Genomic DNA, 24,580 nt, shown 5'->3' with positions numbered 1-24,580 from the left:
TTTGCAGGAGTACCCTGAGCCACCATGCAGCACTCTGAATCCCATACCGCCTCGTACTACGCGGCGACGAGCCATTGGCAAACCGACTACGCGCGTCTTGATGGCGATGCGAGTTGTGACGTTGCTGTCGTTGGCGCTGGCTTTACCGGCGTTTCGGCGGCACTCAGTCTCGCCGAGCGTGGCTATAACGTCATTCTGCTCGAGTCGCACCGCGTGGGTTGGGGAGCATCCGGACGCAACGGCGGGCAGTTGATTGATGGCTTCGTCGAAGTCGAGAAAATCGAGAAGCGCCTCGGACAACGAGCAGCCGATATTGCCTACGAAATGGGACTCGAATGCAGAGACCTGGTGCTGGAACGAATCGAGCGCTACAACATCGAGTGTGATCTCAAATTCGGCTACCTCGATCTGGCGCTGAACGATGGCGACATGGCGTATTTCCGCTCTGAGATCGAACGCAAGGAAAAACTGGCATACCCGCATGCCATGACCCTTGTTGAGCAAGCAGACATGTCACGCTATATCGGTTCCAAGCGCTACATCGGCGGCCTTGTTAATCGCGGCAATGGGCATCTGCACCCGCTGAACCTGTGCATTGGCGAAGCCCGTGCGGCTGAGCAATTGGGTGTGCGCATACACGAACAGACCCCGGTTAGCCGTGTGCTGCACGGTGCCAAGCCCCGTGTTGTAACGCCGTTTGGCACGGTCACAGCCGACAAGGTGGTGCTGGCTGGTAATGCTTATCTTGGGCGCAGCGAACGACGATTATTCGGCTCCGTCATTCCATCCGGTAGTTACATTATCGCCACCGAAGCGTTAGGTGACGAGCAAGCGGCTACGTTGTTACCTGAAGATATGGCAGCGTGCGACCAGCGCGTAGGGCTGGACTACTTTCGCCTCTCTGCTGACAAGCGTTTATTGTTTGGTGGCCTGTGCAATTATTCGGGACGCGATCCACGCGATATTGGTGCGACTTTGCGTCCAAACATGCTCAAAGTGTTCCCGCAGCTGGCCGATGCCAAAATCGATTTCCAATGGGGCGGCAACATTGCCATCAGTATTAACCGAATTCCGCAGCTCGGGCGCATCGAAGACAACACCTGGTATGCACAGGGTTACTCAGGGCACGGACTCGCGCCATCGCATCTCGCCGGCAAAGTGTTGGCGGATGCCATTGGCGGAGAGATGGAGCAGTTCGATGTATTCGCGCGAATTCGTCATATGCGTTTGCCTGGTGGAAAGTGGTTTGCCAATCCCGCGCTGGCATTAGGCATGCTTTATTACCGCTTAAAAGAAATTCTCTAACCGTAGTCTTGATCGTACTCGTCACGCAAATAGTTCGCGTGACTTGCTTGCGGAGAACTGGAAATGTCGAACAACGCTGCTGAAAAACTGGCCACTGAACTGCCAGACCTTCAATCGTACTGGATGCCGTTCACAGGTAACCGCTACTTCAAAGAGAACCCGCGTTTGATCACGAGTGCAAAGGGAATGCACTGCTACACGCATGATGGCCGTGAATTGATCGATGCGGTTGCCGGATTGTGGTGTTGCAATGCAGGCCATTGCCACCCGAAAATCGTCGAAGCTATTAAAGCGCAGGCGGAAACACTCGACTATTCGATGGCATTCCAGCTCAGCCACCCGACAGTGTTCGAACTCGCAAACAAAGTTACGGCGATGGCGCCAGAAGGAATCGACTACGCGTTCTTTGTAAACTCCGGTTCGGAGGCCGTCGATACAGCATTGAAGATGGCATTGGCCTACCACCGTATTCGTGGCGACGCGTCGCGCACCCGGCTCATTGGTCGTGAGCGCGGTTACCATGGTGTTGGTTTTGGCGGTATTTCGGTTGGTGGAATATCGCCGAACCGCAAGATGTTCGGAACGATGCTGCCTGGTGTTGATCACCTGCCACATACCCATAATTTATTGCAGAACGCGTATTCCAGAGGCCTGCCAACATCGGGAGCGCACCTTGCCGACGATCTGGAGAATATTGTGGCGTTGCACGATGCGTCCACAATAGCTGCCGTCATTGTTGAGCCTATAGCCGGCTCCACTGGCGTCTTGTTGCCACCGGAAGGCTACTTACAACGCCTGCGAGATATTTGCGACAAACACGGCATCTTGCTGATATTCGACGAGGTGATTACCGCATTTGGACGGGTCGGCGATAACTTCGCCTCGAACCGCTTTGGAGTAACTCCGGATCTGATTACGACGGCGAAAGGCCTGACCAGTGGCACGGTCCCGATGGGTGCCGTACTGGCCAAGAGCGATGTCTACGACACGTTCATGACGGGGCCAGAAGGCGCGATAGAGTTCTTCCACGGCTATACCTACTCCGGCCATCCGCTGGCTGCGGCGGCCGGGTGCGCGACGCTCGATGTGTATAAGGACGAAGGTCTTATCGAACGAGCACGCAGCATGGAGGGCAAGTTCGAAGATGCGCTGCACAGTCTGAAGGGTGAGCCCAAAGTTATCGACGTACGCAATTTCGGTTTGATCGGTGCAGTGGAGCTCGAACCCATTGCCGGCCAGCCGACCGCACGTGCGATGCAGGTCTTCCGTGACTGCTATGATAAAGGCGTAATTATTCGTACGACCGGTGACATCATCGCGTTCTCACCGCCGTTGATAGTGTCTGATGAGCATCTGGAAACGGTGGTTGAAACAGTGCGCAGCTCACTGCGCGCACTTAACTGATTTGAGACTAAAGGCAGGGCAAGAAACATGGCACAGAAAGCATCCAAACTGAATACTCTACGTCACGTTCAAAACTGGATCGATGGCAAGGTGGTTGAGTCCACGACCGGGCGAACATCAGACGTTTTTGACTCAGCTACCGGGCAGCGATGCGCAACCGTGGCAATGTCGAGTGTGGATGAAGTGGCCGAAGCCGTTGCGTCTGCCAAACGCGCTTTTGAAACCTGGTCGGTGACGCCGGTATTGCGGCGAGCCCGCGTTATGTTTCGGCTTCAGGAGCTGATTGAACGCGACAAGCATGAATTGGCCGCGCTGATTACTCAGGAGCACGGCAAGGTATTGCATGACGCACTCGGCTCAGTACAGCGAGGCCTTGAAGTTGTCGAGTTTGCTTGCGGTATCCCGCACCTGATCAAAGGGGAATTTTCTCCACAGGTTGGTACCGGCGTGGACACCTATTCGCTGCGGCAGCCGTTAGGCGTATGTGCCGGAATTACGCCATTCAATTTCCCCGCGATGGTGCCGATGTGGATGTTCCCGTTAGCGATTGCCTGCGGCAATACCTTCGTTCTCAAGCCGTCCGAGAAGGACCCGAGCTGTTCGTTGAAATGGGCGGAGTTGCTTAAGGAGGCGGGTCTGCCCGATGGCGTGTTTAACGTTGTTCAGGGCGACCACGTCGCCGTCAATGCGTTACTCGAATCACCGGATGTTGCAGCGGTCAGCTTCGTTGGATCAACGCCGGTTGCAGAGCACGTCTACCGTACTGCATCTGAACATGGCAAGAGAGTGCAGGCGCTTGGTGGCGCCAAGAATCACCTGGTTGTGTTGCCAGATGCGGATATGGCTAAGACGGCAGATGCATTGCTGGGCGCAGCGTACGGTTCTGCCGGCGAACGTTGCATGGCCATTTCAGCCGTTGTCACTGTCGGTGATGCGGCCGAACCGCTGCTGAAAGAGCTCTTGCCACGCATTGAAGCATTGCGAATTGGCCCTGGCTCTGACAACAGCAATGATATGGGCCCGCTGATTACGGCGGAGCATCGGGATAAAGTGCGTTCTTACATTGATCTTGGCGTGGAAGAGGGTGCCACATTGTTGGTGGACGGCCGGACTCACGACATTACCAAGTCTGAAGGCTACTTCCTCGGACCAACTCTGTTCGACAACACGACCACAGACATGCGTATCTATAAGGAAGAGGTCTTCGGTCCGTTCTTGACGATGACCCGGGTCGAGACTTTTGATGAGGCGATCCAGATTATTAACGATCATGAATTTGGCAACGGCACTTCAATATTCACACGGGATGGTGATGCCGCTCGCGAATTCGCGAATAACATCCTCGTGGGCATGGTCGGCATCAATGTACCGATTCCGGTGCCACTGGCATTCCACAGTTTCGGCGGCTGGAAGCGCTCGTTGTTCGGCGATACGGCGGTTTACGGAATGGAAGGCGTGCGATTCTATTCGCGGTTGAAAACGGTGACCTCGCGCTGGCCTGCCGGGATTCGCGCCGGCGCGGACTTTTCGATGCCCACCATGTAACGCCACGGCGCCGCTGCGAACGGAAATTTGCGCGGCGCCGAACACGCATTGTGCTGCGGTAGACGGGCCCGGGTCAGGGGCCCGTTTTTTTTGTACTGGTCGCCTACCGCATTGGGTCGCGCCTTCCTGGTCACTCCGATTCACGACCCTGCCGGTGAGGCGGATGCTCAGGCAAGCCCGCGGCAGTCGGCTCCGCTTGCAATGAAGCAACCGCTCAGGCTCTGCTCGCCAGCTTTATGCCGTCGTGAGACGAGCTTGTAGAAAGTATCTGTTGGGGTAAGGACTATCCGCACGGCCTGACAGCACTCAGGAGGCAGGCCCGTATCACCCGGGTTCGGCAACCGCCGATGCGGTGGTATATTGGCAGCCCAACCAGTGGCATGAGTTGCTCATGGACATATCAGGCGAGTACCGGATCGATGCGAGTCGCGAGCGCGTGTGGGCTGCACTTAATGATCCGGAAATCTTGCAATCCTGTATTCCGGGTTGTGAGGCCATTGAGAAAATTTCAGCGACCGAAATGCAGGCTGTAGTGACGGCGGCCATCGGCCCGGTGAAAGCCAGGTTCAAGACCCGTATCGAACTGCAAAACCTGAATCCCCCTGTAAGTTACACACTGACTGGCGATGCAAAGGCCGGAGCAACAGGGTTCGGTCGCGGTAGTGCGGACGTGACACTGGCAGAGGTGGGCGATGCTCAAACTAAGCTGAAATACTCCGCCGACTTTAAAGTCGGTGGAAAGCTGGCACAAGTCGGCTCAAGGTTGGTCGCAGGGGCGACGCGCAAGACTGCGGATGAATTCTTCGGCAACCTGACAGCCCGGTTGGGTGACATTGAACAGGTACCGAATACTGAAGTAACGAATACACGGACAGCGCGGCCGTACTACGTGACGGTCATCGCGGTGATAGCGGTGTTGTTGATGTTGTATCTCGTACTCGGATAAATGCCTGGTCGAGAACAGAGTTTTGCCATGAACAAGACAGTTGAATGCACAGTGAACGGTGAGTCGGTCAGTGCTTCGATTGAACCGCGAACGCTGCTGGTGGACTTGCTGCGCTCGCACCTGAAGCTGACCGGAACTCACATCGGTTGTGATACAAGTCAATGCGGCGCGTGCGTCGTGCTCGTTGACGGTCAGTCGGTAAAGAGCTGCACAATGCTAGCAATACAGGTGCACGGTTCTGACGTATTGACGATCGAAGGATTGGCGAAGGGCGGCGAGCTGCACCCGTTGCAGAAAGCGTTTCACGAACAGCACGGCTTGCAGTGCGGGTTTTGTACGCCGGGCATGATCATGAGCGCACTGGACCTGATTCGCAATAACCCGGAACCCAGCGATGCTGAGATTCGCGGTTGGCTGGAAGGCAATCTCTGCCGCTGCACCGGTTACCAGAACATTGTGCGCGCGGTTCGCAGCGCGGCGCGCGACATGGCGGCGGGAGTTAGCTGAGGGTATGCACGAATTTGGGTACTACCGGCCACGCTCGCTGGCCGAAGCAAAGCAACTACTGGCGGCCGATCACGACGCTACCTTGCTCGCAGGCGGCATGACGTTGTTGCCGACGCTTAAAATGCGTCTGGCGGAGCCATCGAAGCTTGTCGATATGGCGGGCATTGCAGGTCTCAGCGGCGTACGAGATCACAACGACGGCGTGGAAATCGGTGCGATGACGACTCATGCGACTGTCGCTCGCGACAATTCGCTGCGAGGCAAGATACCAGCGCTCGCCACCCTTGCGGCCAGCATCGGCGACCCGCAAGTGCGTAATCGGGGAACTTTGGGTGGGTCGATAGCGAACAGCGACCCAGCTGCGGATTACCCGGCGGCATTGCTTGCACTCGATGCAATCGTCGTAACTGATCGGCGCGAGATAGGTGCGGACAAGTTTTTTGTGGAAATGTTTGAAACGGCGTTGCAGCCGGACGAGATCGTGGTTGCCGTCCGTTTTCAAATTCCCAAGCGCGCCGCGTATCTGAAGTTCCCAAGCCCTGCATCGCGATACGCTGTTGTTGGTGTCATGGTGGCGCAGTACCGCAATAGCGTACGGGTCGCTGTTACCGGGGCTGCGGGCTATGCGTTTCGGAATTTCGATATGGAGCAGGCATTGTCGAAGGATTTTGTACCGGCAGCACTCGAGGGCATCGAAGTGGATTCGAGTACATTCAATAGTGATATACACGCGAGTGCTGAGTACCGCGCTCATCTGCTCAAGGTCATGGCCACGCGAGCGGTCGCTGCAGCTGTCAGGAACTGAGATGGACGCTACGCGAATTTCTGATCTTAGCAAGCTGCCTTACAAGGTCGTTCAGTGAGTCCGCGGCAATTGCTAAGTGCGTTTGAGCGCTGGCGGATTGCGAATACCGATCTGGTGTTGGCCACTGTTTATGAAACGGCAGGTTCAACGTACAGCAAAGCCGGCGCCCAAATGCTGATCGATTCAGAGGGGAATTTTCAGGGCATGTTGTCGGGCGGGTGCCTTGAAGGCGACCTGGCAGAACGTGCCGCAGAAGTGTTGGCGACCGGTACCCCGCAGCAGGTCAGCTACGATCTCGGCAGCAATGACGAAGAGCTTTGGGGGCTGGGTGTTGGCTGTGACGGATTGATGCGAATATTTCTGCAACCGCTGACCAGTGAAGACGGTTACCAGCCATTTGCTGCGATGGCAGAGGTGTACGAAAGTATGCACCTCGGAGCGTCGGCCACTGTGCTCCGTTCAACCACTGCGGATTTTCAGCCCGGTATGGCGATCGTGGTTTCCGCCGAGAATACACTCGACAATAGCGGCGAAGTACAGCAGCCAGTGTGGTTGCAAACAGGCATTCGCAACGTTCTTCGAACCCGCCGCTCCTATTGCCAGACGCTCGACCTTGGCGGCAACACAGTTGACGTACTGTTCGCCTGTTTGCGGCCACCACCGAACGTGCTGGTATTAGGAGCGGGACTGGACGCCGAACCGGTAGTACGGCTAATCAGTGACCTCGGTTGGAGAGTCACCGTTCAGGATCATCGGCCGGCGTATATCGGGAAAGGCAACTTCCAGAGCGCGGACAGAGTATTGAACAGTGCAGCAAGTGAGCTACTTAGTAAGCTGGATATCTCAAGTTACGATGCGGCGATTGTCATGAGCCATCATCTGCAGACGGATCGCTGCTATCTCGAGATTCTGGCGGACTCGACACTGGCGTATATCGGATTGCTGGGGCCGCGCGAACGGCGGCGGCGTCTGCTGCATGACCTCGGTGATGCGGGGGCTAAGTTGACAGGTCGCGTCCATGGGCCGGCGGGACTCAATATCGGCGGACGTGGCCCAGCGTCAATCGCGTTATCGATTGTTGCGGAGATGCACCAGGTGCTGCTGCAGGACGACGACTGAGTCAGGTCGCGCGTGGATTGCCGGGCGGCAGAAAAATATTGACGATCATCTCAGCAAGCATGTCCACGTTTGCAGGGTCATCGAGATCCACGCCGCTGGATTCTTTCAACTCCACATTGAGTGCCAGCACCGCGCCCGCCGACACGCGAATCATGTTGAATAGCAGTGCCGGATTACCGGCCGGAGCCAAACCTTGTTCCTGCAATTTTTTCAGATCGCTGGAGGCTACTTCAAAGAGTGGCCGCATATAGGTCTCGATCAGCCAATCCAGGCGCGGATTGCTATGGCTCGATTCCTGGAACAATACTTTGTGCAGGGTTGGGTGGTCGGCCGCATAGTGGACGTAGGCACGAATCAGCAGAGCCATGCGTTCCCGAGGGGGCTCTGCTGCAGCCTCCGCCTGGGCTTCCTCGAGAATCCGGATAAAGCCGGCAAACACGCGATCGGCCGCTGCACGCCATAGTTCTTCTTTGTTCTTGAAGTGGTACGTGATCAGCGGGTGATGAACACCAGCGCGTTCCGCGATGTCACGCGTGGACGTACCTTTGAAACCATTCTCGGCGAAAGCCTGCAACGCAGCGTCGAGCAGTTTCTGTTTGGTCAGCAGACTGCGCGTTTGCTGGCGACGCGGCCGCCTGGGCTGCACCTTGTTGTTCTCTGCATTCACCGATAATCACTCTGACCGTTGAACCGGATCCCTAGGGTATAAGGAAGTGTAGCGGTGGTCCAATTGGTCTTCGCCGGTTGTCGGTGCCACGAATGTGGCCGCCCGCAATGCCGGCAATGACTTATTCGATGGTGAATGACATCCTTACAGCGACCCGTTTCGGAACCGTGCGGCCATTTTCAACCACTGGTTCGAAGCGCCATTGTTCCACTGCCTCGGCAGCCGCTTCATCAAAAATCGAGCCCGGCGTGGAATCGATGATTTCGAGATCGGTAACGCTGCCAGTTGTTGTAACCGTAAAGCCGACATCAACCCAGCCGTTTACGTTTCTACGCTGTGCACTCCGAGGGTATTTCGGCGCAACATAGTTAATACGGGTCAACTGACTGACTGCAACAGCGTCAGGTGTGCCGGTATTTGTTGCGGCTTCCGGCTTTGGGCTTGCGGTACGAGAATTTGTGCTGCCGCTGGGTAGGGTCGACGTTGCTGCGCTGCGCTCGCTAAGGTCCGGCGCAGACGTTTCGGCCGGCGCGGCTTCAGCAGTCGGCTCACTCGGTGTTCCTGTAGTGCTCAGTGTTGCTGAGCTAGCCACTCGGCGGCGCAGTTCCGCGGCTCGTTGGGCTTCTTCCTCGCTGGCGGCGGCCTGGCGTGCTTCTGCGGCCAGACGCTCCGTCTCGGCTCGCTGGTCGATAGCATTCTGGAGGGCCGCTTCCGATGCCTGCAGTTCTTCACTGTTCGGTGCCAGTGCCCGTGCGTCGTTCAGATAACTGTCTGCAGCATCCAGCGCTCCGGTATCAATTGCCGCGCGGGCTTTCAACACGAGCTTGCTGGCAACAACGACCAGGCCCTGCTGTGCCGTAGCGTTGCCCGGGTCATTCGACAGTGCCAGTTCGTAAAAATACCGGGCATTGTCATTGGGTGGAGTGGTTAAGACATCGTTGGCGAGACGTTGAGCTGCTTGCTCTAACGTGTCATCAACACGCTCTGCGCTGCGCGCCGAAGCCAGGTCTGAGGCCAGTTGCTGAATTTGTGCAGCATCGGCGCCAGGCAGTGTTTCGGCACGTGCCAGATGTCGACTCGCATCCTCAAATCGAGAGTCGCGAATAGCTACTCGAGCATCGTCCAGTGTGGTTCGAAGTTGTGTCTGTGCCAGTTGTGCATTCAAGAAGGCGAGCCGCGAATTATTCGGGCTTGCAAGTGCAATTTTCGCCAATGCGTTCTCGGCGTCAGCCACCCTGTTCTCCAGCAATGCCGCTTCGGCCATACCGATGACCTGCTCGACCAGTTGGGCGAGTTCGTCACTGACCATGGCGTTATTGGGAGCTGATTCGCGCGCAGCAACGTACCATTCGATTGCGTTGTCACCTGCGGGAGCAAGCAACCGTCCTGAATCGCGGGCAAACCGTGCATTGTCCAGCAGTGCTACGTACTCGGGTGTCGGCGCGACTTGTGGCTCACTGACAGGAGCTGGTGCTGGCTGCGCGGGTGCGGCGGGCACGTCCGATTCCGTTACGGACGGCACGACCGCTTCGAGTTGCGGTTCATCGATAACGGCCGGAGCGTCGTCACCACCGGCAAAAAACCAGCCCACAATGCCTATCAGGGCAACGGCGACTGCCGCCGCGATAATGGGCAGGTTGCGTCGACTTTCCCCGTTCGACTTAGTATTCGCTCGACCAATCGTCGCCGTCATTTCCGCGACAGTCGCTTTCAGACTGCCGGTTTGCGTAAGAGCGCTTTCAACATCAGCGAACATCGCGTCATCATCTGCGCTGTCTTCGATGGCTGCCGGCGGCTCAGCGGCTGCCGGTGCCTGAGCGGGCGCGCTAGCTGCTGCAGGAGCAGGCGGTGCGGTGGTCGCTGCTGTGGGTGCGGGCGCCAATGGCGGTGTTATCGGGCGAGTTGCCGGCGCGACTTTAGCGCTGGCGCCGGGTTGTGCTGCGGCACCTTTGAAAGTGGCGTCGGCCGCTTCCAGGTGGTGTTTAACCGATGCCTCTACTGCGAGGCGGGCGCGCCCCGGTGAAACAGGCTTCAAAAGGAATCGATAGACTTGGCCGCGATTGATCAGGTCCATCAGCATTTCGCCGTCGTCCCGACGGCCGGCAACGATAGCGACGAGCCGTGGCTGACTGAGCCGCAGCTTTTGCGTAAGGAGTTCGATCTTGCCGCCAGTGATGGCTGCGTCGGTTACCAGCACGCCGACCGGGTGTGCGGCGAGTGCATCCAGTGCCTGTTGCGCCGTAACTGCATGATGGACTTTGTGCTGTCCGCTTGAAGACTCACGAATCGTATCGAGGAATTCAGCGTCTTTGGTGAGTACGAGGACGTCAACATTGCGCCCTCGCGATTGCGGATTGAGCTGGATCTTTTCCGGTTTCAACGCAGGCATGCGCCCGGTACCATCGCTGATAATCGTCGTCCCGTTCTCAGCGGTTTCCATGACGATGTGTTCGCCTTCGGGCTCCATTGATGAAACATCCAGCTTCGATGAAACGTCCAGCTTAGACGAAATTTCCTGCTTTGCCGAGACATCCAGCCTGGACGAAACGTCCAGCCGCGCGGAGATATCGACATTGGCGGCTGTGTCATTGGCCGATTTCGCAAGGGTCAACATTCTTACCCGCCGCGTCGCGTTCTCCACAACCTTGAGCAAAGCGTTGGGGTCAACAGCTCCACGCACAATCTGAAAGACTTCCTGATCACCGACCAGTGCTTCCAGTCCGTCTGTGCTGTCGCTGCCGGCGAGCAAAATACCGACGGTATCTGGCGAACGTTTCTTGGCTTCTCGCAGTGCTTCCAATCCACTCATGCCCGGCAGGTCCTGCGCGGAGACGATGATATGGATGGGCGTTTCGCCCAGTGTGGTCAGAGCTTCGGAACCACTGGTCGCGGTATGCACGGAATAACGGTCGTTGAAGCTGGCGCCGAGTACGTCCAGGGTGCCTTGTTCACTGTGCAGCAACAGCACCTGTGTTCTGAATTGCTCCAACGCCACGACAGACCTCCGGGGGAGTTATGTTTAATGAGGAAACGTTTGTTTCCGAGCGTTGAGTATAGTCACGGAAATGCCAGCATTTGCGACATGAAGCGGTCCGGGTGCCGATTCTGTGACACGCAGCACAATGACACTGTAGCCAGTTCACATTTCGTGGATCGATGGGCGTGGCACGGGCAACGGCGCCGCTGTCAGGGAGCGTCACGGTGCGCAGTCTGACGCCGCCGGCAAAGCCGGCGGCGCTTGAGCGACTTCAGCCCGGGCGGCCCCTGCTGGCGATTTCGGCCAGCAATGCCTCAACCGCGTCCTCCAGTCCAGCCACCTTTTGGTGTTTGGAGCCCAGTCGGCGCACAGCAACTGATTGCTCTTCAACTTCGCGTTGGCCGACAGCCATCAAGACCGGGGTCTTGGTGACACTGTGCTCGCGAACTTTGTAGGATATCTTTTCGTTGCGGAGATCTGCCTCGGCGCTAATGCCGGCGGCACGCAGACGCTGGACCACTTCGCGGGCGTAGTCATCGGCATCAGAGGTAATGGTCAGGACCTTGACCTGCGTCGGCGCGAGCCACAAAGGCAGGTTGCCAGCGTAGTGTTCTATCAGGATGCCGATGAAACGTTCCAGCGAACCAAAAATGGCCCGATGCAACATGACCGGCGTATGTTTCTGGCCATCTTCGCCGATGTACGTCGCCGATAGCCGCGATGGCATGTTGAGGTCAACCTGCAGCGTACCGCACTGCCAATCACGGCCAATGGCATCGCGCAGGACAAACTCCAGTTTCGGGCCGTAGAAAGCGCCTTCACCCGGGTTGTAACTGTACTCAAGTCCGGACTGTTCCAGTGCTTTCTTCAGCGCGTTTTCGGCGGCATCCCAAACCTTGTCCTCACCAACACGGACTTCCGGCCGGTCAGCAAATTTCACGATGACATTGTCGAAGCCGAGGTCGGCGTAGATGCCGAGTATCAATTCGCAGACGGCGACCGATTCTTCTGTGATCTGCTCTGTCGTGCAGAATATGTGCGCGTCATCCTGAGTGAATGCGCGCACGCGCATCATGCCGTGCAGAGCGCCCGACGGTTCGTAACGATGTACCTTGCCGAATTCAGCAAGCCGGTACGGCAGATCGCGGTAGCTCGTGATGCCTTGTTTGAAAACCTGCACGTGTCCAGGGCAGTTCATCGGCTTGATGGCGTAGTTGCGGCCATCTTCCGTTTCGCTCGTGTACATGTGATCGCCGAATGTTTCCCAGTGACCTGAGGTTTCCCACAGGCTGCGGTCCATCAGTTCCGGTGTGTTGATCTCTTCGTAGCCGGCTACCGTTTGGCGTTGCCGCATGAAGTCGATCAGGTTCTGGAACAGGCGCCAGCCTTTCGGGTGCCAGAATACCGCCCCTGGCGCTTCTTCCTGGAAGTGGAACAGGTCCATGATCTTGCCGAGCCTGCGATGATCGCGTTTTTCGGCTTCTTCCAGCTGGGTGAGGTAAACCCGTAACTGTTTCGGGTCGGCCCAGGCTGTGCCGTAGATTCGTTGCAACATTGCGTTCTTGGCATCGCCGCGCCAATAAGCGCCTGATACCCGCAACAGCCGGAACGCTTTGCCGAGACGTCCGGTCGATGGCAGGTGAGGACCGCGACACAGATCGACAAACTCACCTTGCCGATAAAGCGTCAGTGTGTCGTTGGCCGGAATGTCTTCGATAATCTGGGCTTTGTATTCCTCGCCCATGTCCCGGAAAAACGCTACGGCATCGTCACGCTGCCACACCTCGCGCTCGATTTTCTCATCGCGCTTAACGATGTCGTGCATACGGGCCTCGATGGTTTCGAGGTCCTCTGTAGTAAACGGCTCTTCGCGGGCGAAATCGTAATAGAAGCCATTTTCGATTGCCGGGCCAATAGTGACCTGGGTATCTGGCCAGAGCTCTTTCACCGCTTCTGCCAGCACATGTGCTGCATCGTGGCGCAGCAACTCCAGCCCGGCTTCGGTCTCACGTGTGACGATTTCAACTTTCGCATCGGCTTCGACCTTGCGACTGAGGTCGCGGAGCTCGCCGTTGACCCGGATAGCGACAGCATCGCGCGCAAGGTTTCGGGATATAGAGGACGCGATATCGACACCGTTCACCGGGGTCGGGTATTCGCGCCGGGAACCGTCGGGCAATTCAATTGTGAGCATCGGTGGGGCCTGTCGTTCGCGCGGAATTCAAAGCGGGCTATTGTACCCGAATCGCCGGGGCTGGCTAATCCGGAAGCCAGCCTGATCAGGTACAATCCTGCCATTCTGTTGTTCGGACCGACCTATGAGCATGCCGCGCATTCCACCGCCGCCACACAACCACGAGCACTGCGTATCGGACGCCATCGATACCGCTGAGACGCTGTGCCGCGAGCGCGGGTTGCGTTTCACGGCGACTCGTCGCCAGGTTCTCGAGCTGGTTTGGGGCAGCCACAAGCCCATCGGCGCCTATGACATTCTCGACGCGCTCAACCAAAGCGGTAAGAAGGCGGCTCCACCGACCGTATACCGGGCATTGGAGTTTCTGATCGAGGCGGATCTCGTTCACCGCCTGGATTCGCTGAATGCCTTCGTCGGCTGCCCTGATCCGTCGAGTTCGCACACTGGCCAGTTCCTGATCTGCCGTAGTTGCCGCTCTGTTGCTGAACTTGATGACGACGACATCAATTGCCTGGTACAGCGGAAGGCAGGCGACCTCGGCTTCTCGGCCGTACACCAGATGCTCGAAATTCAGGGCCTTTGTCGCCAGTGCAGGAATGCGGGCCACAACTGAGCCGGGTTGCTGATCGCCGCAGAATAGTCCCGTCTGGGTAAATGATTGACGTACAATCCCGTGCTTTATGACTGCAAGCCAATAGACTCCCATGACCAGCGAAACGCCAAAAGATTTTATCCGGCAACTTATTGCCAACGATCAGGCCAGTGGCAAACACGATGGCAACGTCGTTACCCGATTCCCTCCTGAGCCCAATGGCTTTCTGCACATCGGGCATGCCAAGTCGGTTTGCCTGAATTTCGGCGTTGCCGCAGAGAATAACGGTTCGACCTTTCTGCGGTTTGACGACACCAATCCAGGCAAAGAGCGCGAAGAGTACGTGCAGGCGATCATGGACGACGTGCGCTGGCTGGGCTTCGAGTGGGGCGACAACTTATCGCATGCCTCGGATCATTTTGAGCGCCTGTACGAGGTCGCAGAGGCGCTGATTACGAGTGGCGATGCCTACGTTGACAGCCTGACGGCTGATGAAATTCGAGAATACCGCGGCACGCTGAAGTCGCCAGGCAAAGACAGTCCGCACCGCAGTCGCAGTGTCGCTGAGAATCTGGATCTGTTTCGTCGCATGCGGGCTGGCGAATTCGCCGATGGCGAGCACGTGTTGCGCGCCAAAATCGATATGGCCTCACCGAACATCAACTTGCGCGATCCAACCTTGTACCGTATCCGGCACCTGAACCATCAACGTACCGGCGACAAATGGTGCATATACCCAATGTACGATTTCGCGCACGGTTTGTCGGACGCCTTTGAAGGAATTACCCATTCTCTGTGCACGCTTGAGTTCGAAGATCACCGGCCGCTGTACGACTGGTTTCTCGATAAGCTTGCGCCTGAACGCCGTCCGCAACAGATAGAGTTTTCACGCCTCAATCTTGCCTATGCACTGACCAGCAAGCGAAAGCTCAATCAGCTGGTTGAGGAAAACATAGTTACGGGTTGGAACGACCCGCGGGTGGCGAGTCTTGCGGGCATGCGGCGCCGTGGCTATCCGCCGGAGGCCATACGCGATTTTATCAAGCGCGTGGGCGTTACCAAGAAAGAAAACCTGATCGAAATGGCGTTGCTTGAGAACAGTATTCGCGAGCAGCTGGGTGAAGAGGCTGAACGACGAATGGCGGTTATGAAGCCGTTGAAACTGGTGCTGACCAATTACGCCGAAGATCGGGTTGAAGATCTCGAAGCGATGAATCATCCGAATCGACCGGAACTGGGGACACGCACGGTACCGTTTTGTCGCGAGATTTATATTGAACAAGACGACTTCATGGAAGATGCACCACGCAAGTTCTTCCGGTTAAAACCGGGTGGTGAGGTTCGCTTGCGCTCCGCGTACATCATTCGATGTGATGAGGTTATTAAAGACTCGAGCGGCAACGTTGTGGAGTTGCATTGCAGCTACGACGAGGACACGCGCAGTGGTAGCGGTAGCAGCGATCGGAAAGTCAAAGGGACCATTCATTGGGTATCGGCCCGACATGCCGTCACTGCAGAAGTCCGACTCTATGACCGCCTTTTTACCGTGGCGGAGCCGGGCAGCGCAGAAGATTTGCACGCAGTACTGAATCCGGCATCACTCGAGACAGTGAGTGCGAAGTTAGAACCGTCGCTGGCGGACGTGCCTGCCGGGTCGTCATTCCAGTTCGAACGGCTGGGTTATTTTTGCCCGGACAGTGTCGACCACACAGCCGCAGCACCCGTCTTCAATCGAATCGTCACTTTGCGTGATGGCTGGGCGAAGCTGGAAAAACAGGCTTTGGCAGGGCAGTAAGCGCAAGGCACGAGATACCATGTCGTGATCGGCCTCCGTATTTCGCAGGCTGTCGACGAGGTTTGCCGCTACCCGTTGACACCTTTGCCTGGTGACGTGTTTTATTGCGGGACGTCTCCCGGCGAGTAATGCGGCTGCTTAGCCAGTTCCGAGGTCAGTAACAACCACGGGTGCACCACGGTCACTGCCGAGGTGCTCGGCGGCGTTGCCCTCGACCCGCGCTATCTCCAGAACGCCGAAGGAATTGATGAGTGCGAGGTAGCTGCCGGGTTCGGCACGACCGTAGGTCGCTTGCATTGGAAAACGTCGGCCGGACAACTTGACCTCGGGAGAACGGAAGCCGTCAATCAGCGTTGCATCGATATTGCTGATCAGGTTGCCAAACGCATCGATAGTAACTATGACTCCGCTGACCCGGTTGTGGCTGACGTCAGGTTCGTCCAGCCAGCCCGGTGTCCAGTCGCTTGTTTTTGAACCGGTATCTTCCACCCGTAGCTTGCCTGCAGCCAGTTCAGCGGCAACCGGGGCGATAATGTCTCTGCCGTGAAAGGTACTGCTGGGTACAGGCAGGTTAAATCCAGCCAGGCGCTCCAGGTCCAGTTTGCGAATCGAAGTTGCGCGCGGCAACAACGTGGCGAGCAGACCGTTGTCTGGCGCGATAAACAAATGTCCGTCAACTTCCGCGACCAGTATGTCCCGTTCAGTACCGACGCCGGGATCGACGATGCCAAGATGAACACTCCCGGTTGGGAAATACGGGTATGCACGGCTGATCCAGAAGCCTGCTTCCGGCGGCCAGTGGGCAGGAATGTCGTGAGTGACATCGATGACGGTGGCGCCGGGGTACCGCGTGGCGATGACGCCTTTCATTACACCGACGAACGGGCCTTTGTGACCCAGGTCAGTTGTAATCGTAATTACGCCGGCAGGCCTGAACAGGCTCATGAACAACGTCCCGATGCCATTGAGATAACAGCATCATAGCGAACGCTGCCTTGTCAGGACAGCGCGCTCTCGCGGCGTCTGAAGCTGGCTCGTGCCCAGTAGATGAAGACTGTATCGATGACGGCGATGCCCATCTTGAGGATGTACTTGGCAGCGCCGAGCGCGAGTGCAGTCTGCAGATCAACGATACCCCACCAGGCGACCAGCGAGTAGATGACGGTGTCGAGCGCCTGCGAGCTCATCGTCGACAGGTTATTGCGCAGCCACAGCCAACGATCACCTGTGATTTTCTTAATTCGGTGAAACGCCCAGACATCGAAACTCTGACTGACGTAGTAAGCGAGCAACGAGCCAAACACGAATCGCGGCGTGTAGTTGACTATCGTAACGAAGGACTCGTGAATGCTGAGCGAAAACGCAGCTGACTTCGGGTCGGTTGTTGGCTGATAGAGCAGTGAGATGCTCAGCATCAGCAATACAATCACGCTGACGGCAAGACCCATTCGTACCGCTTTGTTAGCTTCGGCACGGCCGTAGTTCTCGCTCAGTACGTCAGTCGCAAAGAAAATAGTGGAATAGAAAATCACCCCGAGACTGGTTTGCAGACCAAATATTTCGGTGAGCTTCGGGCCGCTTAAGTTGGCGAGAATAATGGCGGTCGCGATCGCAACCTGCAGACCGGCCTTGCCGAACAGTCGGTACAGAATCACGGTGCAGCCAAGATCGACGAACAACGTCGTTAGCCAAAGCAGTTCCTGCTGCGCAGAGAAAAACCGGACCAGCGATTCGGGGAACATGTGAAGTCAGCCTGGTTTCTGGCCAGCACTCTTATAGGCCAGCGTTATTTAGTGTTTGCTGCGCGATCCAGATGAAAGTCGCTGTCGCCGAACAGTATCTCAATGGCGGTCATGCGCTTGAAGTAATGTGCGATGTCCATTTCCCAGGTCATACCCATTCCGCCGTGTATCTGTATCGATTCCTGTGCAACTTTGCGACCGGACGTGCCAATCAGGTATTTCAGCTCACTGATCGCAGTACCTGCATCGGGACTGCGGGCATCACTGAGCATGACAGTGCGCAGCAACAATGAACGAGCTTGTTCGCAGGCCATGAGTGTGTCCACCATGCGATGCTGCAATGCCTGAAAGCTGCCGATGGGAACGCCGAACTGCACGCGTTGCTTGGTGTATTCGACCGTCTTGTCATGCATTGTGCGCATGATACCGACTGCTTCTGCGCAAACGGCGAGAATACCGTCATTAACGGCGTCAGCAAGGGCAGAATAGCCTTCATCCGGATTGCCGAGTATCGCACTGTCGTCGACCTTAACGTCGTGCAGCACAATCTCTGCTGCACCGTGTGCATCTACTGTCTTGTAGGCGTTCCGGGTTATCCCGGGTGCCGATGCATCTATAGCGAACAGGGAAATACCCGATTGCTCGGTTTGTCCGCCAGAGGTGCGCGCTGGCACGATAATTAATTCTGCAGCACCGCCGTTCAGAACCAGTGCTTTTGTGCCATTAAGAACCCACTGGTCGCCGTCTCGTTTCGCGCTCGTTGTGATATTGGCAATGTCATATCGCGATTGTGGCTCCGCAAACGCCAGCGCTGCCTGGCGACTGCCAGCAACGATACCTGCAAGCCAGTCTGCTTTTTGTTCCGCGTTCGCCACTCGTTTGAGGACGCCACCGGCGAGGATAACGTTGGCAAGAAACGGTTCAACCACCAGCCCGCGTCCAAACTGTTCCATCATCAGCATCATTTCGACGGCGCCGCCATCGAAGCCGCCGTCCGCTTCGCTGAATAACATGGCTGTCCAGCCAAGCTCCGCGCAGTTCTGCCAAACCTGTTGACTAAAAGCCTCGTCGCTCTCCGCGATCGCCATGCGTTTGTCGAAGGTGTAATCGTTGTCGATAAAGCGGGCAATACTGTCCGCAAGCATCGATTGTTCTTCGGTGATTGAGAAATCCATAAGAACGTCCTGTCAGTTCAGAGTCCAAGCACGTGCTTGGAAACGATGTTTTTCTGTATCTCGTTCGAGCCGCCATATATAGACGCCTTGCGATTATTGAAGTAACGCAGGGATGAGAGCGTTTCCGAACCGAACCCTGTTCGCTCATCAGCCGGAAAGTCGGCGGCGTATTGCTCAGGCAGATAAGGCAGTGCGTAGTAGCCGGCTGCTTCCATGAACAACGTATCCAGCGCTTGCTGTATTTCTGTTCCCTTGATCTTGAGTATTGACGATTCCGGACCCGGCGCCTTGCCAACAGCAACAGCTGCCAGCGTTCTAAGTTCTGTAAATTCGAGGGCGCGCAGATCGATCTCCACAGCCGCTACCTTGCGGGCGAAGTTCTTGTCCTGATCCAACGGCGTGCCGCCGTGCACAGCTTTCGCCATCGTTTCCCGCAACTTGCTCAGGCGGTACTTGGAACGTGCAACGCCGGCAATGTTGGTGCGTTCGTGCTGCAGCAGGAGTTTGCCGTAGGTCCAGCCCTTGCCTTCTTCGCCGACCAGGTTGCCAACGGGCACTTCCACGTTTTCAAAGTGGACTTCGTTGACCTCCCGTTCGCCCTCGATTGTGATAATAGGTCGCACAGAGACGCCAGGCGTCTGCATGTCGACGAGCACGAAGCTGATGCCTTCCTGGCGGCGGGCGACGTCACTGTTGGTGCGGACGAGGCAGAATATCCAGTCGGCAAAATGGCCCAGCGTCGTCCATGTCTTGGTGCCGTTGATAACGTAATGGTCACCCACACGGTCGGCGCGGGTCTTCAGTGATGCGAGGTCAGAGCCGGAACCCGGCTCGGAATAGCCCTGACACCACCAGATATTGCTGGCCAGAGTGTCGGGCAGGAAACGTTGTTTCTGCTCTTCGGTGCCAAACGTGTAGATGATGGGCGCGACCATCTTCACGCCAAACGGCACCATGTCCGGTGCATTGGCCATGGCGATTTCATTTTCGAACAGGTACTTCTGCACCGGCGTCCAGCCGGTGCCGCCGTACTCGACGGGCCAGTTGATGGCAGCCCAGCCTTGCCGATGCAGTATTTTTTGCCAGCGAACGTAATCGTCGCGTGTCAGTGGCACGCCATTGTCCTGCTTCGCGCGGATATCAGCCGGGTATTGCTCGCGGAAGAAAGTTCGAACTTCTTCCTGGAAAGCCAGTTCGTCGTCGGTCAGGTTTACGTGCATGGGTTGACTCCGCTGTTTGTCGGCATTGCCGGAACGCTGCCAGGCAGCCGTTCGGACGGGTATTCCGCTATCGATGGCGGATGCTGGCAGGTCGTGCGTGGTGCGGCGCGCCCTGCTGGTACCCTCAGGTCTTACGGTAACAAGGACGTGATCTGCGCGGCAGTATATCGGCCAATGCTGCAGCGCACAACCGACCCCGGGCGGGCGGCAAACTATTGAGCTAGTTGGATAAATTTGGCCGGCGCGGGTTTTTCGGCAGACAGTGACTACGCTGAGAGTGAGGGCTAGCGCGGCAACGAGAGGGAACGGTTGCGGCTCGTTGGGATCTGACCCGGCAACACCCACACCCGCAATGACTGACGTTCACTGCGCTTATCAGCTTCGGACGAATGGTGCAGAATAGCCGCATGAACTCCCATTCTCCTGCCAATGAGGCACCGGTATCGCCGGGCCCTCTGGATCAACTCAAGCGGCCGATGCGCGACTTGCGTATCTCGTTGCTTGATCAATGCAATTTTCGTTGCCCGTACTGCATGCCGGAGAGTACCTACAACGAGGACTACCAGTTCCTGCGACGGCAGCAGCGGCTAAGCCATGACGAGATTGTGCGGGTCGCTGGTATCGCGGTGAGTTTGGGGGTGAACAAACTGCGCCTGACGGGCGGGGAACCGCTGCTTGAAAAAAACGTGCCTGCACTCGTTGCACGCCTGCGCGCGCTGCCCGACGTCGAAGATCTGGCATTGACGACCAATGGCACGCTGCTTGAGCGCTACGCGCAATCGTTGGCTGATGCCGGTCTTGATCGGGTGACTGTCAGCCTCGACAGTCTGGATGCGGAGCTCTTTCACAGCATGAGCGGCGGTCGCGGCAATCTCGATACCGTTCTCGCAGGCATTGATGCGGCAGCTGCGGCGGGTTTGAGTCCGGTCAAAATCAACACGGTTGTGCAACGGGGTGTCAACGAGCATACGGTCCTCGACCTGCTCGAACGATTTCGCGGCAGCGGCCATATCGTGCGCCTGATCGAGTTCATGGATGTAGGCAATCGAAACGGCTGGCGACTGGATCAGGTTGTGCCGTCACGGGATTTGCTGGCCGCGATCAATGCGCGCTGGCCGGTTACGCCGGTGGGGCGCAACTATGCCGGAGAAGTGGCCAGCCGTTATCGCTACGATGACGGTGGCGGTGAAATCGGCTTTATTTCTTCTGTCACCGAGCCGTTCTGTGGTAACTGCAGTCGCGCACGCTTGTCTGCCGACGGGGTTCTGTACACCTGCCTGTTTGCGACCGTAGGGACGCCACTCCGCGAGCTGCTGCGCACCGGCGCCAGCGATGAAGACCTCCGCTTGTTGTTGCAAAATGTCTGGCTGCAGCGAAATGATCGCTACAGTGAATTGCGTGGGCGCGAAACTGTCACGGAAGCACCCTTGCGGAAAATCGAAATGTACCGGATGGGTGGCTGACGTCCCCAGCAACGGACTGTATTCCGTAGTCACGATATACGTACGCGGTGGGCCAGAGAAAAGTGAGTAGTTGATGAACAAGCTTAGCCATATTGATGAACACAACCGGCCGACTATGGTTGATGTCAGCCACAAAACCGCGAGTGCCCGCGAAGCGCACGCGCGCGCTGTTGTCGAATTCCCCAGGGACGTGGCCGCACGGTTCGCTGACGGTGATATCCAGACTGCCAAAGGGCCAGTGTTCGCAACGGCAATCGTCGCGGGGGTGATGGGCGCGAAGCGTACCCACGAATTGATTCCGTTTTGTCATCCTTTGGGTCTGGATAATTGTGCTATCGACATACGGCTGGACGAACAGCAACGCGCTGTCATCGATTGCCGCTGCAAGGTCAATCACCGCACGGGCGTGGAAATGGAAGCGCTGACCGGAGCGACGGTGGCTGCCTTGACGGTCTACGACATGTGCAAGGCGCTGTCGCATAATATCCGCATTACAGAAACCCGGTTGATCGCAAAGACCGGTGGAAAAAAGGACTATCACAGTGAATGAAGCGCCGGTGCTCAAAGGGCTGGTGCTGGCGGGTGGGCAGAGCCGCCGGATGGGCAGCGACAAAGCCTTACTAGTGCATGCCGGGCGCAGCCAGCTTGCTCACACGATGGCACTGTTAAGTCAGTTCACGTCGGCGGCCTACGTGTCGACGAGCAAGGCTCAGCAGGACGAACCGGAGCGAGCAAGCTTCCCGCAGATTGTTGATCGCTATGACGATCTCGGACCTGTTGCTGGCGTCTTGTCGGCCATGGACTCGGATCCTCACGCAGCATGGCTGGTGTTGGCGGTGGATTTGCCGAATATCGACGACAGCACTCTCGGGTTTCTGGTTGAATCGCGAAATCCTGCGCACCCGTTCAGCGCATTTCGTAGCAGCCACAATGATCTTCCGGAACCTTTGTGTGCAATCTACGAACCGTCAGCTCGCGCGATTCTGGATGACTTCGTCGCGCAGGGCATGGTGTGCCCACGCAAGATCATGCTTCGTTCCGATACCTGTCTGTTGAACCAGCCAAATGCCAATGCACTGGATAATATGAACACACCCGATGACCTCGCACGCAGCACACTGCAGGTGGCACAGTGAGTAAAGTTCTCACCGTCCGTTATTTTGCTCTGTTCCGCGAGTACGCGGGCAAGACTGAAGAGCGCGTTACGACGAGCGCTGGAACCGCGGCAGACCTGTTTCGCGAGTTGCAGGACAGGCACGGTTCAGCCGAACCGCTGGCACACTGCAAAGTGGCGATCAACGACGAAATGACGAGCTGGGATGACGAGTTGAAAGACGGCGATACAGTCTTGTTGTTCCCGCCGGTTGCAGGTGGCTGACATGATGAAGATGGTGGAAACAGGAATTGACCCGGAGCGCCTGCGAGAGGATTTACTTGATCAGGCAGCGGGCGCTTACGCAGGCTTTGAAGGCTGGATACGCAATCACAATGAAGGGCAGTCCGTGCTGCGTCTGGAGTACGAGGCGTATGCACCGCTGGCCATTAAGGAGGGCGAGCGCGTTATTGCCGAGGCAATGGCGAAGTTCGATGTCTTGCACGCACGCTGTGTGCACCGTACAGGCTTACTCGAGATTGGCGATTGTGCTGTGTGGGTTGGAGTCTCAGCGGCGCATCGCGATGCCGCATTTGATGCGTGTCGTTACATCATTGACCAGGTCAAAGTTCGACTGCCGATCTGGAAAAAAGAGCACTACACCAACGGCGATACCGGTTGGGTCAATTGCGAACGTTGCGCAGCACACGCCTGAATTAACGGTAGTCGTCGCCGTCCAGGCTGATGAGGTCAGACGGTATGTCAATGTCGACGGCCGCGGCTGCACAATCCACAGCAATGACATTCTCTCCTTGAGCTGAGATCAACGCGCGAGCTCCCTGATCGCCGCGCAGTGCCAGCAATCCGCGGAAATGGCCGGCCGGTATGATAGCCGGCACCCCGGCTATTCCGGCATAGCGGCTGGCCACTATGCGCTCCGGCTGCAACAACCATTGTTGCCGCAGGTGCGCAAGGTGCTGGCGGTCAACAAGGGGTTGGTCGGCGAGCATGAGCAACACGCCATCCGCTACGTCCTTCACCGCCTCGACAGCCATGGAAATCGAGCTCGCTATTCCGTCGCGGTAGCGATCGTTGCAGATGAGGAACCCGGCCAGCGGAGCGGCCGCCGCGTGCACTGCCTCAGCCGCATTGCCAACCACAAGGACAGTGCGTTCGCCGCACACGGCTTCAGCTTCCCGAACGGCACGTTGCACCAGTGTTTGCTTGCCAATGGTTGCAAGTTGTTTCAGGCCGCCAAAGCGCTGGGACTGCCCCGCAGCGAGTACGAGTGCGAAGAGCGACAACGAATCGTCACGCATGCGGTTGCCGACGCCGAAAATGCGCAGGAGTCGTGTACATCAGAATGTCAGAGAAAGCTGCGTAAGACACATCAGGCCAGTATAGTTGTGTCGGGATTCACGGCCAACACGGGTCGGCAGATTGTTCGGTACTTGCCCTGTTGTCTGCATGTGTGTATTCCTGTCAACCTGATTGCCGATGTAACCGGCAACGTCATGCGACAAACCGGGGATTTGAGTTTGCATACAATTAGATCATTTGAGGATGCCAAGGCACTGGAAGGTCAGGAGATCGGCTTGTCGGACTGGTCGGTGGTCGATCAGAAGTGCATTGACCAGTTCGCCGAGGCAACCGGTGATTTTCAATGGATACACGTTGATGCGGAGCGCGCTGCACGGGAACTGCCAGAGGGTAAGACTATCGCTCACGGCTACCTTACGCTGTCGTTAATTCCGGCATTGACACAGCAGTTTGTCAGTTTTGAGAATCTCGCGCGGGCCATTAATTTTGGTTGTAACAAGGTGCGTTTTTATACAATGGTTCCAGTTGGCAGCCGGGTGCGTGCCAGAGCAACAATTGTGCAAGCTCGTAAACGCGCTGGCGCATTGCATCTGTCGTCTGAAGTTCGCGTTGAAGTTGAGGGAGAACGCAAGCCCGCTTGTGTTGCGGAGACCTTGGGAATGTACTTTTTTAATTCACCCGAGAGCGAATAGACAACGCCAGAGTACTTGA

23 protein-coding genes are annotated in these 24,580 nt (G+C 57.0%); 15 read left to right on the top strand and 8 right to left on the bottom strand.

Translation table 11 applies throughout. The annotated features are described in order from the left end of the window. Positions 1–24 precede the first annotated feature (24 nt). The 7 genes from AC0L8N_RS03410 to AC0L8N_RS03380 all read left to right on the top strand — a co-directional run bounded on the left by AC0L8N_RS03410 (position 25) and on the right by AC0L8N_RS03380 (position 7,631). Positions 25–1,305, top strand: a complete 1,281-nt coding sequence (locus AC0L8N_RS03410) for an NAD(P)/FAD-dependent oxidoreductase (protein WP_473666169.1) — start codon at positions 25–27, stop codon at positions 1,303–1,305. 63 nt (positions 1,306–1,368) lie between these two features. Continuing rightward, positions 1,369–2,709: an omega-aminotransferase AptA gene (gene aptA / locus AC0L8N_RS03405; RefSeq protein ID WP_473666167.1), complete on the top strand. Its 1,341-nt coding sequence runs from the start codon at positions 1,369–1,371 to the stop codon at positions 2,707–2,709. A 27-nt stretch (positions 2,710–2,736) separates the two neighbouring features. Further along, entirely contained in the window at positions 2,737–4,254 is a 1,518-nt protein-coding gene (locus AC0L8N_RS03400) for a CoA-acylating methylmalonate-semialdehyde dehydrogenase (protein WP_473666166.1), read from the top strand. Between the two features lie 391 nt (positions 4,255–4,645). After that, a complete protein-coding gene (locus tag AC0L8N_RS03395) occupies positions 4,646–5,200 on the top strand; it encodes an SRPBCC family protein (protein ID WP_473666165.1) in 555 nt (184 codons plus the stop codon). 27 nt (positions 5,201–5,227) lie between these two features. After that, a complete protein-coding gene (locus AC0L8N_RS03390) occupies positions 5,228–5,707 on the top strand; it encodes a (2Fe-2S)-binding protein (protein WP_473666164.1) in 480 nt (159 codons plus the stop codon). A gap of 4 nt (positions 5,708–5,711) precedes the next feature. Beyond that, entirely contained in the window at positions 5,712–6,512 is an 801-nt protein-coding gene (locus tag AC0L8N_RS03385) for an FAD binding domain-containing protein (RefSeq protein ID WP_473666163.1), read from the top strand. Positions 6,513–6,566: 54 nt separating this feature from the next. Continuing rightward, the gene (locus AC0L8N_RS03380; RefSeq protein WP_473666162.1) at positions 6,567–7,631 is read left to right on the top strand and encodes an XdhC family protein; all 1,065 of its coding nucleotides are present in this window, start codon (positions 6,567–6,569) and stop codon (positions 7,629–7,631) included. A 1-nt stretch (position 7,632) separates the two neighbouring features. On the opposite strand, the gene AC0L8N_RS03375 is transcribed toward AC0L8N_RS03380, so the two are convergent. From AC0L8N_RS03375 to thrS, 3 genes are all read right to left on the bottom strand, one after another. Beyond that, positions 7,633–8,298 carry a TetR/AcrR family transcriptional regulator gene (locus AC0L8N_RS03375; RefSeq protein WP_473666161.1) on the bottom strand — a complete coding sequence of 222 codons (666 nt, stop codon included), beginning with the start codon at positions 8,296–8,298 and terminating at the stop codon, positions 7,633–7,635. 121 nt (positions 8,299–8,419) lie between these two features. Continuing rightward, complete coding sequence (locus tag AC0L8N_RS03370; protein ID WP_473666160.1) at positions 8,420–11,293, bottom strand: TonB family protein; 2,874 nt, start codon at positions 11,291–11,293, stop codon at positions 8,420–8,422. Positions 11,294–11,546: 253 nt separating this feature from the next. Then, positions 11,547–13,469 carry a threonine--tRNA ligase gene (gene thrS, locus AC0L8N_RS03365; protein WP_473666159.1) on the bottom strand — a complete coding sequence of 641 codons (1,923 nt, stop codon included), beginning with the start codon at positions 13,467–13,469 and terminating at the stop codon, positions 11,547–11,549. 130 nt (positions 13,470–13,599) lie between these two features. Between thrS and AC0L8N_RS03360 the strand changes: the two genes are divergently transcribed. Further along, entirely contained in the window at positions 13,600–14,082 is a 483-nt protein-coding gene (locus AC0L8N_RS03360) for a Fur family transcriptional regulator (protein ID WP_473670021.1), read from the top strand. Positions 14,083–14,173: 91 nt separating this feature from the next. After that, positions 14,174–15,856 carry a glutamine--tRNA ligase/YqeY domain fusion protein gene (locus tag AC0L8N_RS03355; protein WP_473666158.1) on the top strand — a complete coding sequence of 561 codons (1,683 nt, stop codon included), beginning with the start codon at positions 14,174–14,176 and terminating at the stop codon, positions 15,854–15,856. A 138-nt stretch (positions 15,857–15,994) separates the two neighbouring features. Here AC0L8N_RS03355 and AC0L8N_RS03350 read toward each other — a convergent pair whose 3' ends face one another. From AC0L8N_RS03350 to AC0L8N_RS03335, 4 genes are read right to left on the bottom strand one after another with little or no spacing between them, the layout of a single operon-like run. Then, positions 15,995–16,801, bottom strand: coding sequence for an SAM hydrolase/SAM-dependent halogenase family protein (locus AC0L8N_RS03350; RefSeq protein ID WP_473666157.1), 807 nt, complete (start codon positions 16,799–16,801; stop codon positions 15,995–15,997). A 53-nt stretch (positions 16,802–16,854) separates the two neighbouring features. Then, positions 16,855–17,598 carry a queuosine precursor transporter gene (locus AC0L8N_RS03345; protein WP_473666156.1) on the bottom strand — a complete coding sequence of 248 codons (744 nt, stop codon included), beginning with the start codon at positions 17,596–17,598 and terminating at the stop codon, positions 16,855–16,857. A gap of 44 nt (positions 17,599–17,642) precedes the next feature. Next, complete coding sequence (locus AC0L8N_RS03340) at positions 17,643–18,773, bottom strand: acyl-CoA dehydrogenase family protein (protein WP_473666154.1); 1,131 nt, start codon at positions 18,771–18,773, stop codon at positions 17,643–17,645. Between the two features lie 17 nt (positions 18,774–18,790). Continuing rightward, positions 18,791–19,993, bottom strand: coding sequence for an acyl-CoA dehydrogenase family protein (locus AC0L8N_RS03335; protein WP_473666153.1), 1,203 nt, complete (start codon positions 19,991–19,993; stop codon positions 18,791–18,793). A gap of 407 nt (positions 19,994–20,400) precedes the next feature. On the opposite strand from AC0L8N_RS03335, the gene moaA reads away from it, so the two are divergent. From moaA to AC0L8N_RS03310, 5 genes are all read left to right on the top strand, one after another. Then, positions 20,401–21,456, top strand: a complete 1,056-nt coding sequence (gene moaA / locus AC0L8N_RS03330; protein WP_473666152.1) for a GTP 3',8-cyclase MoaA — start codon at positions 20,401–20,403, stop codon at positions 21,454–21,456. 73 nt (positions 21,457–21,529) lie between these two features. Beyond that, a complete protein-coding gene (gene moaC / locus AC0L8N_RS03325; protein WP_473666151.1) occupies positions 21,530–22,006 on the top strand; it encodes a cyclic pyranopterin monophosphate synthase MoaC in 477 nt (158 codons plus the stop codon). Further along, on the top strand, positions 21,999–22,592 hold the full coding sequence (locus AC0L8N_RS03320) for an NTP transferase domain-containing protein (RefSeq protein WP_473666150.1): 594 nt from the start codon (positions 21,999–22,001) through the stop codon (positions 22,590–22,592). The genes moaC and AC0L8N_RS03320 overlap by 8 nt, the downstream gene beginning before the upstream one ends. Then, entirely contained in the window at positions 22,589–22,834 is a 246-nt protein-coding gene (locus tag AC0L8N_RS03315) for a MoaD/ThiS family protein (protein WP_473666149.1), read from the top strand. The genes AC0L8N_RS03320 and AC0L8N_RS03315 overlap by 4 nt, the downstream gene beginning before the upstream one ends. Before the next feature lie 4 nt (positions 22,835–22,838). Continuing rightward, positions 22,839–23,264: a molybdenum cofactor biosynthesis protein MoaE gene (locus tag AC0L8N_RS03310; RefSeq protein ID WP_473670019.1), complete on the top strand. Its 426-nt coding sequence runs from the start codon at positions 22,839–22,841 to the stop codon at positions 23,262–23,264. A gap of 1 nt (position 23,265) precedes the next feature. Here the strand turns inward: AC0L8N_RS03310 and AC0L8N_RS03305 are convergent, their stop codons facing one another. After that, positions 23,266–23,868: a nucleotidyltransferase family protein gene (locus AC0L8N_RS03305; protein ID WP_473666148.1), complete on the bottom strand. Its 603-nt coding sequence runs from the start codon at positions 23,866–23,868 to the stop codon at positions 23,266–23,268. 87 nt (positions 23,869–23,955) lie between these two features. Between AC0L8N_RS03305 and AC0L8N_RS03300 the strand changes: the two genes are divergently transcribed. Continuing rightward, complete coding sequence (locus AC0L8N_RS03300; protein WP_473666147.1) at positions 23,956–24,561, top strand: MaoC family dehydratase; 606 nt, start codon at positions 23,956–23,958, stop codon at positions 24,559–24,561. Positions 24,562–24,580: the final 19 nt, after the last annotated feature.

It is taken from the genome of Woeseia sp. D3-10, assembly GCF_055809415.1.
This window is presented reverse-complemented; position numbering and strand designations above follow the sequence as displayed.

Excerpts from the sequence above, each read along its gene's own strand:
- AC0L8N_RS03305 (WP_473666148.1), bottom strand. The coding sequence starts at position 23,868 with ATGCGTGACGATTCGTTGTCGCTCTTCGCACTCGTACTCGCTGCGGGG.
- moaA (WP_473666152.1), top strand. The coding sequence starts at position 20,401 with ATGAACTCCCATTCTCCTGCCAATGAGGCACCGGTATCGCCGGGCCCT.
- moaC (WP_473666151.1), top strand. The coding sequence starts at position 21,530 with ATGAACAAGCTTAGCCATATTGATGAACACAACCGGCCGACTATGGTT.
- AC0L8N_RS03360 (WP_473670021.1), top strand. The coding sequence starts at position 13,600 with ATGCCGCGCATTCCACCGCCGCCACACAACCACGAGCACTGCGTATCG.
- AC0L8N_RS03410 (WP_473666169.1), top strand. The coding sequence starts at position 25 with ATGCAGCACTCTGAATCCCATACCGCCTCGTACTACGCGGCGACGAGC.
- thrS (WP_473666159.1), bottom strand. The coding sequence starts at position 13,469 with ATGCTCACAATTGAATTGCCCGACGGTTCCCGGCGCGAATACCCGACC.
- aptA (WP_473666167.1), top strand. The coding sequence starts at position 1,369 with ATGTCGAACAACGCTGCTGAAAAACTGGCCACTGAACTGCCAGACCTT.
- AC0L8N_RS03350 (WP_473666157.1), bottom strand. The coding sequence starts at position 16,801 with ATGAGCCTGTTCAGGCCTGCCGGCGTAATTACGATTACAACTGACCTG.
- AC0L8N_RS03400 (WP_473666166.1), top strand. The coding sequence starts at position 2,737 with ATGGCACAGAAAGCATCCAAACTGAATACTCTACGTCACGTTCAAAAC.
- AC0L8N_RS03340 (WP_473666154.1), bottom strand. The coding sequence starts at position 18,773 with ATGGATTTCTCAATCACCGAAGAACAATCGATGCTTGCGGACAGTATT.
- AC0L8N_RS03355 (WP_473666158.1), top strand. The coding sequence starts at position 14,174 with ATGACCAGCGAAACGCCAAAAGATTTTATCCGGCAACTTATTGCCAAC.
- AC0L8N_RS03310 (WP_473670019.1), top strand. The coding sequence starts at position 22,839 with ATGAAGATGGTGGAAACAGGAATTGACCCGGAGCGCCTGCGAGAGGAT.
- AC0L8N_RS03390 (WP_473666164.1), top strand. The coding sequence starts at position 5,228 with ATGAACAAGACAGTTGAATGCACAGTGAACGGTGAGTCGGTCAGTGCT.
- AC0L8N_RS03395 (WP_473666165.1), top strand. The coding sequence starts at position 4,646 with ATGGACATATCAGGCGAGTACCGGATCGATGCGAGTCGCGAGCGCGTG.
- AC0L8N_RS03385 (WP_473666163.1), top strand. The coding sequence starts at position 5,712 with ATGCACGAATTTGGGTACTACCGGCCACGCTCGCTGGCCGAAGCAAAG.
- AC0L8N_RS03335 (WP_473666153.1), bottom strand. The coding sequence starts at position 19,993 with ATGCACGTAAACCTGACCGACGACGAACTGGCTTTCCAGGAAGAAGTT.
- AC0L8N_RS03345 (WP_473666156.1), bottom strand. The coding sequence starts at position 17,598 with ATGTTCCCCGAATCGCTGGTCCGGTTTTTCTCTGCGCAGCAGGAACTG.